The organism is Myroides sp. N17-2, from assembly GCF_002286775.1.
Taxonomy (GTDB): Bacteria; Bacteroidota; Bacteroidia; order Flavobacteriales; family Flavobacteriaceae; genus Flavobacterium.
Window position 1 is genome coordinate 103974 of record NZ_NSGJ01000007.1, and the last position, 16172, is coordinate 120145.

Annotated in this window: 10 protein-coding genes; 5 read left to right on the forward strand and 5 right to left on the reverse strand. The window is 35.8% G+C overall.

Annotated features, from left to right (window positions below):
• The first annotated feature begins 5 nt into the window (after window positions 1–5).
• A complete protein-coding gene (locus CF599_RS05065; protein ID WP_121964955.1) occupies window positions 6–620 on the forward strand; it encodes a hypothetical protein in 615 nt (204 codons plus the stop codon).
• Here the strand turns inward: CF599_RS05065 and CF599_RS05070 are convergent.
• From CF599_RS05070 to CF599_RS05080, 3 genes are read right to left on the reverse strand one after another with little or no spacing between them, the layout of a single operon-like run.
• Complete coding sequence (locus tag CF599_RS05070) at window positions 608–1303, reverse strand: porin family protein (protein WP_121964956.1); 696 nt, start codon at window positions 1301–1303, stop codon at window positions 608–610. The genes CF599_RS05065 and CF599_RS05070 overlap by 13 nt on opposite strands.
• A gap of 10 nt (window positions 1304–1313) precedes the next feature.
• The gene (locus tag CF599_RS05075; protein WP_121964957.1) at window positions 1314–2519 is read right to left on the reverse strand and encodes a DUF3078 domain-containing protein; all 1206 of its coding nucleotides are present in this window, start codon (window positions 2517–2519) and stop codon (window positions 1314–1316) included.
• Between the two features lie 3 nt (window positions 2520–2522).
• On the reverse strand, window positions 2523–4289 hold the full coding sequence (locus CF599_RS05080) for a 1-deoxy-D-xylulose-5-phosphate synthase (RefSeq protein ID WP_121964958.1): 1767 nt from the start codon (window positions 4287–4289) through the stop codon (window positions 2523–2525).
• A 72-nt stretch (window positions 4290–4361) separates the two neighbouring features.
• Between CF599_RS05080 and CF599_RS05085 the strand changes: the two genes are divergently transcribed.
• From CF599_RS05085 to pbpC, 3 genes are read left to right on the forward strand one after another with little or no spacing between them, the layout of a single operon-like run.
• The gene (locus tag CF599_RS05085) at window positions 4362–4805 is read left to right on the forward strand and encodes a nucleoside deaminase (RefSeq protein WP_121964959.1); all 444 of its coding nucleotides are present in this window, start codon (window positions 4362–4364) and stop codon (window positions 4803–4805) included.
• 15 nt (window positions 4806–4820) lie between these two features.
• Window positions 4821–10349: an alpha-2-macroglobulin gene (locus tag CF599_RS05090; protein WP_121964960.1), complete on the forward strand. Its 5529-nt coding sequence runs from the start codon at window positions 4821–4823 to the stop codon at window positions 10347–10349.
• A 59-nt stretch (window positions 10350–10408) separates the two neighbouring features.
• Complete coding sequence (gene pbpC / locus CF599_RS05095) at window positions 10409–12793, forward strand: penicillin-binding protein 1C (RefSeq protein ID WP_121964961.1); 2385 nt, start codon at window positions 10409–10411, stop codon at window positions 12791–12793.
• A gap of 43 nt (window positions 12794–12836) precedes the next feature.
• Here the strand turns inward: pbpC and CF599_RS05100 are convergent, their stop codons facing one another.
• Both CF599_RS05100 and CF599_RS05105 read right to left on the reverse strand, forming a co-directional pair.
• Window positions 12837–14393 carry a ribonuclease E/G gene (locus tag CF599_RS05100; RefSeq protein ID WP_121964991.1) on the reverse strand — a complete coding sequence of 519 codons (1557 nt, stop codon included), beginning with the start codon at window positions 14391–14393 and terminating at the stop codon, window positions 12837–12839.
• Between the two features lie 291 nt (window positions 14394–14684).
• Window positions 14685–14981 (reverse strand): HU family DNA-binding protein, encoded by a 297-nt coding sequence (locus CF599_RS05105; RefSeq protein WP_038986039.1) that lies wholly within the window; start codon window positions 14979–14981, stop codon window positions 14685–14687.
• A 137-nt stretch (window positions 14982–15118) separates the two neighbouring features.
• Here CF599_RS05105 and mutY point away from each other — a divergent pair, with 137 nt between their 5' ends.
• Window positions 15119–16171, forward strand: coding sequence for an A/G-specific adenine glycosylase (gene mutY, locus CF599_RS05110; RefSeq protein ID WP_371514454.1), 1053 nt, complete (start codon window positions 15119–15121; stop codon window positions 16169–16171).
• Window position 16172 lies beyond the last annotated feature (1 nt).

Genomic DNA, 16172 nt, shown 5'->3' on the forward strand with positions numbered 1-16172 from the left:
AGACAATGAGAAAAACAGCTAAATTCTTCTCTTATCTATTTCATCCGATAACAGTACCTTTTTTAACGACATTACTATACTTCTCTATATCAAGCGCCTATTTTTCTGCTATAGAGATATCTATTATACTTGGACAAGTTCTTATTATGACTTGTCTATTGCCTATATGTATCTATTTTCTACTTAAATCACTTGGTCTGATTAGCACAAGTGTAATGGTTAGTGCAAGAAAAGAGCGCATTCTTCCATTTATAATCAATATAGCTCTGTTATTTATCCTTAAAGATTATATCTTTTATAATAACAGTGCCTATACGATACGTGTATACATCTGGGGACTGATGAATACTTATTTATTATTACTCCTATTCACACTGTTAAAACAGAAATCAAGTGTACATATCGCCACGCTCACTACAAGTCTAATGTTCTTTATACATGTATTAATAGAACTACAACAGCCGAATATTATGGGTGTCATTCTATTTATTTTCTTAATCGGTTTTGTCGCTTCTGCTAGGTTGCTATTGCGCGCTCATACTGCCAAAGAAATAGTTCAAGGTTTTTTCATTGGTATTCTACCCACAGTAATATACAGTGTTATTAACTATAAAATATAAAACATAACTCCTACGTTAAGAAGTTTAAGTTTATTATTATCCCATTTTAATACATCGTCTTTATAGATATTATTTAATCCATAATACATATAGAAATTCCAAGTATTGAATCCTGCAGACACATACATTCCATAAAGCCATTTGTTCACATTTGGATCATCTCTAAAAGTAGAGGAATACTCATTAGTAGAAGTCTTGCTACGATCCCCAAATACATAACTAGCTTTAAATCCTAAGTGTACTCTCCAGAATTTATGACTATAAGGAGTAGAAGTACGCCATCTTAGCTCTAAAGGAAAATCAATAGCATGTAGAGACAAACTACTCTTCTTAAAGGACCCAAGAATAACATGTTCATTCTCTGGCGTTATACCAAGATTTCCTCTAAGATTCAAATATGAATATCCTATACCTGGTGCTAATGCAATAGTACGGTCTTTATTTACAGGAAAGTCTCTTAAAAAACCTCCACTCATACCTATTGACACCGAACTAGGAGAAAAACCCGCAGGCTTATCTTGCATTAAAGTATGCGTAATTCCAAAATAAAACTGATCTTCTCTATACTTAAAATCAATAGAATTTATAGAATCTTGTACCGCAGTATTCTCTTCTATAGGTTCCTGTGCATTAGCAGCAAAAAAGCTCATCATACAAACACAAACAATTAATATTCTTTTCATAGCTTATAAATTAAAAGGCATAGGTTAATCCCACACCTAATGTTTGTTTAAACTGCATTTTTGGACCTTCCATAACCTGCGTACCTTCTCTCATCACCTTCGTTTTCACATTGTCATCATAGATCATATAAGTACCTACATTCGCTCGAACGTAATCATTTACTTTTAAGTCTAACTTCATCTCGAACATCATATTGATATTACCAAAGTTATTCAGATAATCACTATATAACGTCAATTTATGCTGATAAAACATATTTTTAAACACCTCTTTTTTCCACTCACTACTCACTAATAGACCTACCTCTGCCTTATAACGCGAACCGTTTCTAATAATATTACCAAACTCATCTTTCTCTGCTTTAGTAACTCCAAAAGCACCTTGATCAGCCAACGTTTGATCATTTACAAAAGTAGCCTTATGTGTTAATGGAGAAATATAAAACTTCATCTGTGTTTTTGGATCCACATACTCCGCTCCGACCCCGACAAATAGATAAGCAGGTGCAAACCATGCTGATACTGGATTATCAGTATCTGGGTAATTATACCCATTAGTAAACTGAGTCTTAAAGTTTAACTTAGTCACATAGTACCAGTCCGAAATAGCTGTAGATCGATAGCCTACTGTTGAGTTTAGCTCCAATACATCGTCTGTTTTACGAAGTTCTCGATCAGACTGCTTATTTATACCATATCTTACGTTTAAATAGTTATCCCACACTAAACGTCCTTTTATATACTTCCTACCGAATTCACCTTTTAAAAGCCCAGAAATAGAGTTGTCTCCTCCAGCACTCCAATTGACAAAAGCAATCTGATTAAAGTCAAGCCCTAAGCGATTACTCTTCTCCCAATATCCAATAATCTCATTATTAATAGGTAAAACACTTAAATTAATACTCGGATTATAACTTGTTTTAATTTGGTTAACCTTAGGTTTCTTTTTCTCAACAAATATTTCAGGTCTCAAGAAAAACTCATCTCCTCTTTCACCACTTCCACGGCTTAAAGTAGGTCCACTATAGTCCTTAGCAGGCAAAAAGCCCATTAAAGGATTGAAAGGATTTTCTTGAAGATTAATACTATCTTTCTTTATAGTTTGAATATCATTTGCACTTTCTGCTTTCTTTGTTTCAGTTGTTACCTGTGCAAAAGATTGTGCACACGCTCCCAATACAACTAAACCAACCAAACCTCTCTTAATCTTTCCCAAAACCTAATTCTTTATTATTCCAATTAAACTTTCTACGTCTATTCCACACTCTTGTTGTTGTTCTAATACAGTTGCATGTTCTATAAAAACGTCTTTCACACCTAGTATCTCCACTTGAATCTGTGGATAATACTTTGATACAAACTGACTCACTATACTGCCAAAACCACCTATCACTGTACCATCTTCTATTGTATATACTTTCTCATGAGATTGGCATATACTATGCAGCATTTCTTCATTCAATGGCTTAACAAACATAAAGTGATAATGTGACCATTCGTGACACTCTATAGCGTCCATTGCCTTAATCACGTTATTACCAATTGTTCCCACAGAAACAAATGCAAATTTATTTCCTTTTTTCAATTGAGAAGCACTTCCTACATTAATTTTCTCAAAAGGTAGTTGCCAAGTATGATTAATATACCCCTTACCACGTGGATAGCGTATCGCTAATGGATAATCAATACCTAACTGAGCAGTATAAAGAAGATTGCGTAGTTCTAATTCATTAAGAGGGGTAGCAATAACCATATTGGGAATACAATTTAAATACGCTATATCGTATACACCCTGATGTGTTGCCCCATCTTCACCCACTAATCCTGCTCTATCTAGACAAAATACTACTGGCAGATTCTGTAAAGCGACATCGTGTATAACTTGATCATAAGCTCTCTGTAAGAAAGTAGAATATATAGCACAGAATGGAATAAGTCCTTCTGTTGCCATACCCGCAGCAAGTGTTACAGCATGTTGTTCTGCTATCCCAACGTCTATCGCTCTGTCAGGGAAGGCATCCATCATAAACTTAAGAGAACTACCCGTTGGCATAGCTGGTGTAATACCTACGATGCGTTCATTCTCTTTGGCCAATTCTACTAAAGTCAAGCCAAAAACATCTTGAAACTTTGATGGAAACTCACTTTCTTCTTTCTTTATAAGCTCTCCAGTATCTTTATTAAATTTACCAGGTGCATGATATTTTACTTGATTCTCTTCCGCCTGTCTTAATCCCTTTCCTTTAGTAGTAATAACATGTAAGAACTTAGGTCCTTTGATTTGTTTTAGGCGTTCTAATTCTTTGATAAGACGCGGAAGATCATGTCCATCTATAGGCCCATAATAATCAAAGTGCAATGACTTAATCATATTATTTGCACGCGGATTCTTTCCTTCTTTTACTGAAGTTAGATAGTCCTTAAGCGCTCCTACACTTGGATCTATACCTATGGCGTTGTCATTAAGAACAACAAGCATATTGGCATCAGTGACTCCTGCGTGATTTAATCCTTCAAATGCCATACCTGAAGCGATAGAGGCATCACCTATCACTGCGATATGATGTCTATCTTCTTCTCCTTTTAACTTTGCGGCAAATGCCATACCTAACACAGCAGATATGGCTGTAGAGGAATGCCCTACTCCGAAAGCATCATACTCACTCTCTTCTCTTTTAGGAAAACCACTAATTCCATTTTTCTGTCTATTTGTATGAAAGACATCTTTTCTTCCTGTTAGAAGTTTATGCCCATAAGCTTGATGTCCCACATCCCAAACTAAATTATCTATCGGTGTATTAAAAACATAATGAAGAGTAATCGTCAATTCGACTACTCCTAGACTAGCCCCTAAATGCCCTTCTTTACTAGCTACTATATCAATAATAAACTTACGCAACTCTATTGCGAGTTCTTTAAGTTCTTTAACTGATAGTTTCTTGAGATCTTCCGGGGTACTAATATGTTCAAGTAGGTTTTTATACATTCTAAATAAAATAAAAACAAAATTACAATTTTGTTTTTACTTTTGACTTTGCATTTATGTTAACACAATACAATGGATACAATTTTTACAGACGAATACTTTATGCGTATCGCCTTAAGTGAGGCAAAAGAAGCTTATCAAAAAGGAGAAATCCCTGTAGGGGCTATCGTAGTCGCTAATAATCAAATAATCGCGAAGAGCCATAATTTAACAGAGCTACTTCACGATGTTACTGCTCACGCAGAGATACAAGCTATCTCTTCTGCCGCCAATCATTTAGGCGCTAAATATTTGAAAAACTGCACTTTATTCGTAACTTTAGAACCTTGTCAAATGTGCGCTGGGGCTTTATATTGGAGCCAAATCACTAAGATTGTGTATGGCGCATCTGACGAAAAGAGAGGTTTTAAAGCTATCGGAGGACAACTACACCCTAAAACCGAAGTCATTTCTGGTGTTTTAGAACAAGAGTGTGCTATGCTTATGAAAACATTTTTTGAAAACAAAAGAAAATAATAATTGACTACCGCTATGAAAATCAAAAGTCTACTAATCCTTATTTGCTGTGCATTTATATCACTGCAATCATGTAAGAAAAATGGGGATCTCAATGTCAATCTATCCAACCCCAAGCTATTTAGTGAGTATATACTAGCTTTCACTGCTGGGGTTATCTCTACTAAAGACCCGATTGATATTAATATTCCAAAGAATTGGAAGAATTGGACCGCTAATGAAGAGTTAGATAAAGATCTCTTTACTATCACTCCTGCTGTTAAAGGTAAAGTAGTTTACTTGCCTAATGACGTGATCCGTTTTGTTCCTGAAGAGAGATTGAAACAAGATCAACGTTATAATATTACCTTTCACTTAGGTAAAGTTACCGAGACAGAAGAAGCTTTAAAAGATTTTACTTTTATGGTAATGACTGTTCCTCAGACTTTCCATACTGATCTATTAGATCTTCAATATGTCAGTGATACTGAATATGTCCTTAATGGAACACTGACTACGAGTGACTGGCTAAGTACTGCAGATGCTAAGAAAATATTATCAGCTGTACAAGACAAGAAGAACTTAGATATCAAATTTAGTACTGATGATAAACAAGAGAGTAAAGAGTTTAAATTCACTATTAACAAGATAGTTAGAAAGGCAGAAGAGTCTACTATGGAGGTGTCTATTAATGGAAAAGCAATAGATAATGCTGCTAAAAGTACAGATGTATATACTGTACCAAGACTTAATGACTTCTATCAGTTCAGAGTAGAACCCGTAGAGAATGATCCACAGGCTTTCTGGATTAACTTCTCTAACCCTATTAAGAAGAATCAAGACTTCAGTGGACTAATCGACTTAGAGAATAACGATGCTAATCTAACTTTCTCTACAGATGGTAACGTACTAAAAGTATTTGCTGACAAGGCTCTACAAGATAAAGTACTTGTAAGAGTTAGTGCAGGTATTCAAGATTCTAGAGGAAACAAAACATTAACCTCACAAGTATATGAACTAAACTTCGGAACACTTAAACCAGATGTGCAGCTTATTAATAGTGGTACTATCTTACCTAGTTCTGAAAACTTAAAGATCAACTTTAAAGCCACTACATTAAATGCAGTTGATGTGAAAGTTTATAAAGTTTATGAAAACAACATATTACAGTTCTTACAAGAGAACAATCTTGATGGTAAGTACAGCCTTTACAGAGTAGCTGACCCTATAGCGAAGACTACAATCAAACTGACTAACCCTAATCCGAATGCCTTATTAAAATATAACAACTATGCGCTAGACCTATCTACACTGATAAGTCCAGACCCTGGTGCTATCTATAGAGTTGAGTTTTCATTTAAGAAAGCTTATTCTCTTTATGACTGTACTAATAGTGAGATAACAGAAGAAGAGGAAGCCGTTGAAGAAGAAACGGATGATACTGATGAAATGGATAGCAATGATGAGTACGATGATTATGAGTATTACTACTATTATGATTGGGAAGAGAAAGACAACCCTTGTTCTACGTCATATTATCATTACCACGAGAAAGCAGCTACTAATGTATTAGCTACTGACTTAGGTGTAATCGTAAAAGGTGGTAATAACAATATCTATACAACAGTAGTTACTAATCTAATCACTACTGATCCTGTAGCTGCTGCGACTGTCGAATTCTACACATTTAAACAACAACTAATTACTTCTGCTAAGACAGATACTAATGGAATACTAACTGTTAACCTAGAGAAGAAAAAGCCTGCTTTTGTTATTGTTAAAGATGACAAGAATACTACTTACGTTAAGATAGATGAGGCCAACTCTTTATCAATGAGTAACTATGATGTAGATGGAACCACTTTAGTTAAAGGAATTAATGGTTTTATCTATACAGAACGTGGTGTGTGGAGACCTGGTGATAATATATACCTAGACTTTATCTTAGACGATCTAGCGAACCCTCTTCCTGCTAATCATCCTATCAAACTTACTTTCTCTGATCCATTCGGAAAGGTAGTTGATCAAGTGGTGCAAAAGAAAAACACAAGTAACCACTACTCTTTCCTACTTAAAACAACGCAAGAATCTGTAACAGGTAATTGGCAAGCTGTAGTAAGTGTAGGGGGAGCTAAGTTCTACAAGCAAATCAAAGTTGAGACAATTAAACCTAACCGTTTAAAAATCAAAAACAACATAGAAGGAAAAACAGTTTACAACAACGGAAATAGCGTTGGTATAGACTATAATGTACAGTGGCTTCAAGGTAGTACAGCTAAGAATCTTAAAGCTGAAGTAGCGCTTAAACTACTTCCTCAAGCAACTACATTTGCTGACTATAAGTCATATTCTTTCTCTAATAGTTTAAGCTCTTCAAGTACACAAGAATCGAATGTCTTCTCAGGTACAACTGATGGATCAGGAGACTTTGACTTCCGTGTAAGTATGAATAACATTCCTGAGAATACAGGTATGCTTAAGGCTATCTTCACTTCTAAAGTATATGAAAATGGTGGTGACGTATCTACTGATGTATCTACTGCTACTATTTCTCCTCATAATACTTATGTAGGGATTAAAGCACCTGAGGCAAACAAGTATGGCTATTATGAAACTGATAAGCCGTTAAACTTCTCTTTTATCACATTAAGTGCTCAAGGAAAAACGAAGTCACACGACATTGATGTAACAGTATATAGAAAAAAAGGATACTGGTGGTGGAGCTCTAATAACGATGGAGCATCTAGCTACAGTAGCTCTGATTATTATTCGATATATAAAGAAACTGCTGATTATACTACTTCTTCTAATGGTACAACATCTTACTCTCTGACAATACCAGAACAAGATTGGGGTACTTACGAAATAGTGGCTCGTGACAAATCAGGTAAACACATAGCATCATCTGTTGTATATGTAGATTATCCTTATTGGTCAGGTAAAACGAAACACTCACAAGGAAAAGAAGCAACAGTATTAGCTATTGCTACTGATAAAAAAGATTACAATACTGGTGAGAAGATTAAACTTTCATTCCCTTCTAGTGAGGGCGGTAGAGCTTTAGTATCTGTAGAGAACGGATCTAATGTGATCGAAACACATTGGGTGAAAACACAAAAAGGAGAAACAACATTTGAGATTACTACTACAGAAGCTATGGCGCCTAATGTGTACATCAATGTATCTGCATTACAGCCTCACGCTTCTACAGTAAATAACTCCCCGATACGTATGTATGGTATCGCGCCTATTAACGTATATAATAAAAAGACAAAACTAGAACCTGTTATCACAATGCCTGATAAACTTAAACCTGAACAAGAATTTACTGTTCAAGTAAAAGAGAAGGCAGGTCAGAAGATGACATATACTATCGCTATTGTTGAAGATGGTCTATTAGACTTAACTAGATTTAAAACACCTAACCCTTGGAATAACTTCTATAGCAAAACTGCTCTAGGTGTGCGTACTTGGGATATCTATGACAACGTTATCGGTGCTTATGGTGGGGCTATTAACCAAGTATTCAGTATCGGTGGTGATGAGGACTTAGGTGCTGGTCAAGTGAAAAAAGCAAACAGATTTAAACCTGTTGTTATTCACTTAGGACCATTCGTTTTAGATGGAGGTAAAACAGGTACTCACAAGATAAAACTACCTAAGTATATCGGTTCTGTACGTGCTATGGTAGTTGCTTCTAACGTAGCAAATAAAGCATACGGTACTGTAGAGAAAACGGTAAAAGTAAATAACCCATTAATGATACTAGGTTCTCTTCCTAGAAGAGCTGTCCCTGGAGAGAAAATAACATTGCCGATCACTATCTTCGCTATGGAGAAACACGTGAAGAATGTAACGGTCAAGGTTAAAACAGACGACAAGTTCCAAATTCAAAATAATGCTACTCAAACAGTAACTTTTGATGAACCGGATGAAAAAGTAGTGTTCTGTGAGTTAGAAGTAATGCAAAAGACAGGTATCACTAAAGTAGAAATAGAAGCAACCTCTGGTAATGAGCGTGCTAGTTATGTAGTAGAGATGGATGTATTAAATCCAAACCCTGTTACAGTTAGAACTGAAGATATTGTATTAGAACCAAACAGTACTAATACTATTGAATGGGAGCGCTTTGGTGTTACAGGAAGTAATAAAGCTACATTAGAGCTATCTACATTCCCTGGCATCAACCTTACTTCTAGACTAAACTATTTAATCAAATATCCTCACGGATGTAGTGAACAAGTAACTTCTGGGGCATTCCCTCAGATATTCCTAGAAGACTTAGTCTATGTAAGCAAAAGCAAAAAAGAAAGCTTACAACGCAATGTGAATGAAGCTTTAAGAGTATTAGCACAACGCCAATTAACAGACGGAAGCTTTAGATACTGGAGTAGTGACGCTTATTCAGATGACTGGACGACTTCTTATATTCTACATTTCATGTTAGAAGCAGAGAAGAGAGGATTTGCTCTCCCTATAGGAAGCAAAGCGAATGCTATCTCATACCAACAGAATGCTGTAAAACAGTGGTCTTATAACAGTCGTTACCAAAATGACTTAGCTCAGGCATATAGACTATATACTTTAGCACTTGCAGGTAATGCTGATTTAGCATCTATGAATAGACTTAGAGAAACGACTAGTCTTTCTAGTGATGCGAAACTGCGTTTAGCTGCTGCTTATGCATTAGCTAACCAACGAGATGCTGCTGTGAAACTAATCGCTAATGCACCTTTAGTAGAGAACAATCAATCTTATTATTACTACTATGGTTCATATGAGCGTAGATTAGCAATGGCATTAGAAACTTTGATCCTTACGAAGTCAAATACAAAACTAATGCACGAATATGCTAACCTACTTGCCAAGCGCTTAGGTTCTAATAGTTGGATGAGTACACAGAGTACAGCTTATGGATTAAACGTAATGTCTACTTATGTGAAAAACAATAAATCAGCAGAAGGTATTAATGTTGATTTCACTAATAGTGGTGCAACTACCAATGCAACTACTAAAAATAATATGTACGAATATGACTTCAAGTCTATCTCTGCGAATAATGAAGTTAAACTTGTAAACAAAAACAGTTCTACTGTATATGCTAGAGTTGCTTACAGTGGTATTCTTCCTGTTGGTAAAGAGTTAGTGGAAGAAAGCAAACTAAGCGTTCGTACTGCATATAGAACACCAGGAGGTATGGCGCTTAACCCAGCATCATTATCACAAGGTACCGAGTTCGTTGCTTTTATTACTATTACTAATAGTAGTACTACTAGTGTAGATAACATAGCGCTTACTCATATTGTTCCTTCTGGGTGGGAGATTGTGAATCTTAGATACACTGAAGCAGGAGGAGATAATAATCCTGTTAGACACACAGATATTAGAGATGACCGTACTAACTTCTACTTTAGCTTAAACGCTAATGAGACGAAGACACTACGTGTGACGCTTAACGCATCTTATCTGGGTAAATATTACTTGCCAGGTGTACACGCTGAGGCAATGTATGATAACTCTTACAGAAGCCGTACAGCAGGTCAATGGATCGACGTAACGAACTAATAGATTGTAAATAATTAAGTAAATACAGGGAATCTTGATTCCCTGTATTTTTATTTTATATGAAGATTAAACCGAACTTTAACTGGAAGACTTGGTCCTTAAAAAAGAAAATTAAGGTAGTCATCCTATTGATATTACTTATCCTATACTATTTCTCATTGCCTTCACAGCTTTTCACTAAGCCGTATTCAACAGTTATAGAGAGTAGTGATAATCAACTATTAGGTGCTCAGATAGCTACAGATGGTCAGTGGAGGTTTCCAGAAGTTGATTCTGTACCCTATAAATTTAAGGAGTGTATAGTCGCCTTTGAGGATGACTATTTCTACTACCACTGGGGACTTAACCCTGTGTCTATGGCCAAAGCCTTTAGTGCAAACTTAAAATCTGATAAGATAGTTAGAGGAGGAAGTACGCTTACTCAACAGACTATACGCCTAGCTCGTGATGGTAAGAAGAGAAACTATGCTGAAAAATTAATAGAAGCGATACAAGCTACTCGTTTAGAGTTTAAATACAGTAAGGACAAAATACTTAGACTATATGCCTCACACGCTCCTTTCGGAGGTAATGTCGTGGGGATAGATGTAGCTGCTTGGCGTTATTTTGGAACGACACCAGAACATCTGTCATGGGCAGAGTCTGCTACATTAGCAGTATTGCCTAATGCTCCTCGTCTTATCTATCCGGGTAAGAATCAAGAGACTTTACTTAAGAAAAGAAATGCGCTGCTAAAGAAACTTCTAGACAAGAAAGTCATAGATGAGAGTACCTATCTCTTAGCTTTAGAAGAACCTTTACCGCAGAAGCCGCATGAGTTACCTCAGATGGCTCCTCACCTACTTCAGTATATATCAAAAACTAATCGTCAACAGCGTAACAATACTACGATAGATTATAATATACAACAAAGGGTAAATGACATCGTCAAAGGGTATTACTTTAATTATAGTCAATCCGAAATCTATAATATCGCCGTAATAGTCATAGATGTGGAGACACGTAATATTATCAGTTACGTCGGAAACACCCCTACTACAGCAGATCATCAGAAAGATGTAGATATTATCCATGCGCAGAGAAGTACTGCAAGTATTATCAAACCTTTCTTATATGGAAGTATGCTAGATGATGCAGAATTACTACCTAAATCCTTAGTAGCAGACATACCAGTCGTTATCTCTGGATATAAACCAGAGAATTTTAATACCTCGTATGAAGGGGCTGTGCCTGCAGATGAAGCATTGTTTAGATCTTTAAATATCCCTTTTGTGCTTATGTTACAGAAGTATGGAGGGTACAGATTTTATAACCAACTTCAGAATCTTGGTTTCAAATCAATTAACAAACACCCTAATCACTATGGACTATCACTTATCCTAGGTGGCGCAGAGAGTAATCTATGGGAAATTACTAGAGCCTATACAGGTCTAGCTTCTACACTAAACTATTACAATACTTCTAAAGGAAAATATAGAAGTAATGAAATACAGAATCTCAATTGGAATAAAGATATCCAATTAGACTTCGGCAAAGATACGAATGAGAAGACCACATTAGGTGCAGGAGCTATTTACAGTACATTTAAAGCCCTTACACAGGTTAACCGACCTGAGGGAGATGAGGCGTGGAGATATTACGACTCCTCACTTAAAATAGCATGGAAGACAGGTACTAGTTTTGGAGGAAGAGATGCTTGGGCAGTTGGAGTAAATAAAAAATATGTAGTCGGTATATGGGTAGGAAATGCCACAGGAGAAGGGCGTCCTTCTATTAGTGGCGTAAGAATGGCCGGGCCTATTTTATTCGATGTTTTTAACTTACTACCACGTAGTAACTGGTTTGGTCAACCTCTAAATGACCTTGAAGAAACAGAAATATGTACACAATCAGGTTACTTAGCAGGTCCTAACTGTCCTAAGCGAACAGATTTGGTACCACATAGAGAGAAGAAAACGGAGTTATGTCCTCATCACAAATTAGTTCACCTAGATCTAACAAAGTCTTTTCAAGTAAACAGTATGTGTGAATCACTAGATAATATTGTTAATCAGCCTTGGTTTATACTACCACCTACGATGGCACATTATTATAAACGTCATTATAGTAACTATAAAGATTTACCTCCCTTTAGGACGGACTGTATAAACACAAATGCACAGAGCGCTACTGAGTTTATCTATCCGAAGCATAACGATCTTATCTATCTAACGAAAGACTTCTATTCTAAAGTACAGCCCTTTATCGCTAAAGCGACTACAACTACACCAGAGAACAGATTATACTGGTACTTAGACGAACAATTCTTAGGAGAAACGTCTCTATATCATGAGCAATCCATATTAGCTGAGCCAGGCACTCACTACTTAACCATAGTAGATGCAGATGGTAATAGTAAGACGATACAGATCATCCTTGAGCTAAGCACAGCCAAGTCAAAGTAGTAAAAACAAAAAACCCGTTAATCCTAGATTAGCGGGTTTTTCTTTATTCTGTAAGTTCATTTCCTTTATCATCTAAAAAATGGTATTCTAGATACGTGTAAGCGTCACGAGGAACTATTTTGATCCACTTCTTAAACTCTAAGTACCACTTAGCTCTAATCGATGGAATTCCTTTAGTTAAATAAGCAGCCACGAATGGGTGTGTATTTAAAATAATCTTTTTCGACTTATCTTTCGAAATAATATTTTCTAGGTCAGCCTTTATTTTGTCTATTACAAGGATCGGAGCTTCGATTTCACCATGTTCATTCGGATCTTCTTCTCTCGTTTCTATGTTGACTTCAGGTCTAACACGTTGTCTAGTGATTTGGATTAAACCAAATTTACTAGGAGGCAAGATTTTGTGTTTTGCTTTATCATCACTCATTTCCTCTTTCAGAAAATCGTATAGTGTCTTTCTATTCTCTGGGTTACCCATATCAATAAAATCTACTACGATAATACCTCCCATATCTCTTAATCTTAGCTGTCTAGCTATCTCAGCAGCAGCGATAAGGTTAACTTCAAGAGCAGTGTCTTCTTGAGACTGAGCTTTGTTTGAGCGGTTTCCACTGTTAACATCTATGACGTGTAACGCCTCTGTATGTTCTATGATTAGATAAGCACCTTTGCTCATAGATACAGTACGACCAAAAGAAGTCTTAATCTGACGTTCGATATTGTATTTCTCGAAAATCGGAACTTCTAGTGATTGATAGTGTTTTACAATCGAAACTTTCGAAGGAGCTATTTCTTGCAAATAGTCTTTCGTTTGGAAAAACAGGTCTTCATCATCAGTGACAATACCTGTGAAGGTATCATTAAAAACATCTCTAAGAATAGATGATGCTTTATTTACCTCTCCTAATACTTTAGAAGGATGATGGGCTACTGTTAGCTTTTTACACATATTGTTCCAGCGAGTCATCAAGTTTTGCAAATCCTTATCGATATCTGCTACTTTCATACCCTCTGCTACAGTACGTACTATTACTCCAAATCCCTTTGGTTTGATTGTTTGAAGAAGCTTCTTTAAACGCTCTTTTTCTTCTTTTGACTCTATTTTTTGTGAGATAGAGATTCTATTAGAGAAAGGAACTAGAACTACATAACGTCCAGCTATAGATAGCTCAGAACTAATACGTGGTCCTTTAGTTGAAATAGGTTCTTTAACAATCTGAACTAATAAAGACTGATTAGCACTTAATACATCGCTAACCACACCATCTTTATCAATCTCTTCTTCAAATGGAAAGTTTTTTAGAGAGTAATCTTTTAATTTACCTCCGCTTACAAGTTTAGTGAACTTCAGCAAAGTTCGAAGATTAGGTCCTAAGTCGTGATAATGCAAGAATGCATCTTTCTCAAATCCTACGTGAACGAATGCAGCATTAAGTCCTGCTACAGGTTTTCTGATTTTAGCGATAAATATATCGCCTACTTGAAAACCATCATCTTCACTTTCTTCTCTCTCCTGATGTAGTTCAATTAGTTTTCCATCTTTTAATAAGGCAAAATCTACTGTATCAGAATTCGACCTAATAATTAGCTCTTTATTCACACTGTACATTTTTATCCATACTCATTCATTACGATGTCATTTTGACCAAAAGAGTTTGTATAGATGGATTAAACATCAATATAGATATTGTTATCTAAAAAAACTCGCCTTGCTACCAAGGCAAGCCTTTTCAGTATTCTTTCTCTACTAAAAGAAAAAAGTAGTTTTAAACTACTTTTTCTTTTTGTGACGGTTAGCTCTCGCTCTTTTCTTACGTTTGTGCGTCGCTACCTTATGTCTTTTTCTTTTTTTACCACTTGGCATAATGTGTGTAATTTAGAGATTAATAAATTATTTTACTTTTACTTCTGTGTTTGACTTTACGCCTTCTACAAACACCTTAGCTGGTTTGAACGCAGGAATGTTGTGTGCAGGGATTCTGATAGTCGTGTTTTTAGAAATGTTTCTTCCTGTTTTCTCAGCTCTAGTTTTAATAATAAAACTACCGAAACCTCTTAAATACACATTCTCACCAGCTTCTAGAGATACTTTTACTTCATCCATAAAAGATTCTACTGTTGCCTGTACTTCTCCTTTTTCAAGCCCTAATTTTTCTGAAATTTTAGCTACAATGTCTGCTTTCGTCATTTTAGATATAAATATTTTATTGTTGTCTGATATTTTTAGAGTGTGCAAATATATTAATTTATATCCCAATAATTCAACCTTAATTGATTAAAATTTAAATATATAAAGTTTTAAGTTTGCGTTCTATACTTTTTACAATGACTTTTTCTAATAAACTCATTACTTGGTACTTAGTCAACAAACGCTTTTTACCTTGGAGAGAAACTAAAAACCCTTATGCTATTTGGCTGTCAGAAATTATTCTTCAACAAACGCGAGTAGCGCAAGGTTTGCCTTATTTTGAAGCCTTTTTGAACACCTATCCAACAGTAACGGACTTAGCTAATGCACCCGAAGATGATGTAATGAGATTATGGCAAGGACTAGGCTACTACAGCAGAGCGCGTAACTTACATGCAACAGCTAAAAAAGTAGCTTATGAACTAAATGGCATATTCCCACCTAACTATAAAGAACTTCTTACCTTAAAAGGTGTAGGAGAATACACTGCTGCAGCCATAGCTTCTATCGCTTATGACGAAGTAGTCCCTGTAGTAGACGGAAATGTATTCAGGGTACTCGCTAGAGTGTATGGTATCACTTCTGATATATCAACTAATAGTACTAAAAAAGAATTCCAAACATTAGCCGCTAAGTTAATACCTCATAATGAACCAGCTACTTTTAACCAAGCCATTATGGACTTCGGAGCTACACAATGTACTCCTAAGAACCCAGACTGTAGTGTGTGCCCTTATATAAATGAGTGCGTAGCTTACGCTACTAACCAAGTAGCCACTTTACCTGTCAAGCTAAGTAAGATAAAAATAAAGAAGAGATATCTAGATTTCCTTATATTATTAGATGCTAACAGGGATACGATAATAGAACAACGTACAGAAAAAGATATATGGCAACAACTTTATCAATTTCCTCTTATTGACAGCTTTGACCACAATACTGAAGATATCGCTAAAGCTATTACAGAGAAATATGACTCTTTATTATATATAAAGGAGATAATCAACCTAACGGAGTCACCGATAATACATCAATTATCACATCAGAAACTGCATATCAAGTTTTGGGTTGTAAAGGTAGACCAACTACCAGGCACACCTACTCAGTGGGTTGACTTAAATAAATTTGGTTTTCCGATAGTAATTCATAACTTTATTACATCTGTAGATTTAAAAACACTAATAGACTAAC

Coding starts and splice junctions, on each gene's coding strand:
- CF599_RS05065 (WP_121964955.1), top strand. CDS start 6: ATGAGAAAAACAGCTAAATTCTTCTCTTATCTATTTCATCCGATAACA.
- CF599_RS05070 (WP_121964956.1), bottom strand. CDS start 1,303: ATGAAAAGAATATTAATTGTTTGTGTTTGTATGATGAGCTTTTTTGCT.
- CF599_RS05080 (WP_121964958.1), bottom strand. CDS start 4,289: ATGTATAAAAACCTACTTGAACATATTAGTACCCCGGAAGATCTCAAG.
- CF599_RS05085 (WP_121964959.1), top strand. CDS start 4,362: ATGGATACAATTTTTACAGACGAATACTTTATGCGTATCGCCTTAAGT.
- CF599_RS05090 (WP_121964960.1), top strand. CDS start 4,821: ATGAAAATCAAAAGTCTACTAATCCTTATTTGCTGTGCATTTATATCA.
- pbpC (WP_121964961.1), top strand. CDS start 10,409: ATGAAGATTAAACCGAACTTTAACTGGAAGACTTGGTCCTTAAAAAAG.
- CF599_RS05105 (WP_038986039.1), bottom strand. CDS start 14,981: ATGACGAAAGCAGACATTGTAGCTAAAATTTCAGAAAAATTAGGGCTT.
- mutY (WP_371514454.1), top strand. CDS start 15,119: ATGACTTTTTCTAATAAACTCATTACTTGGTACTTAGTCAACAAACGC.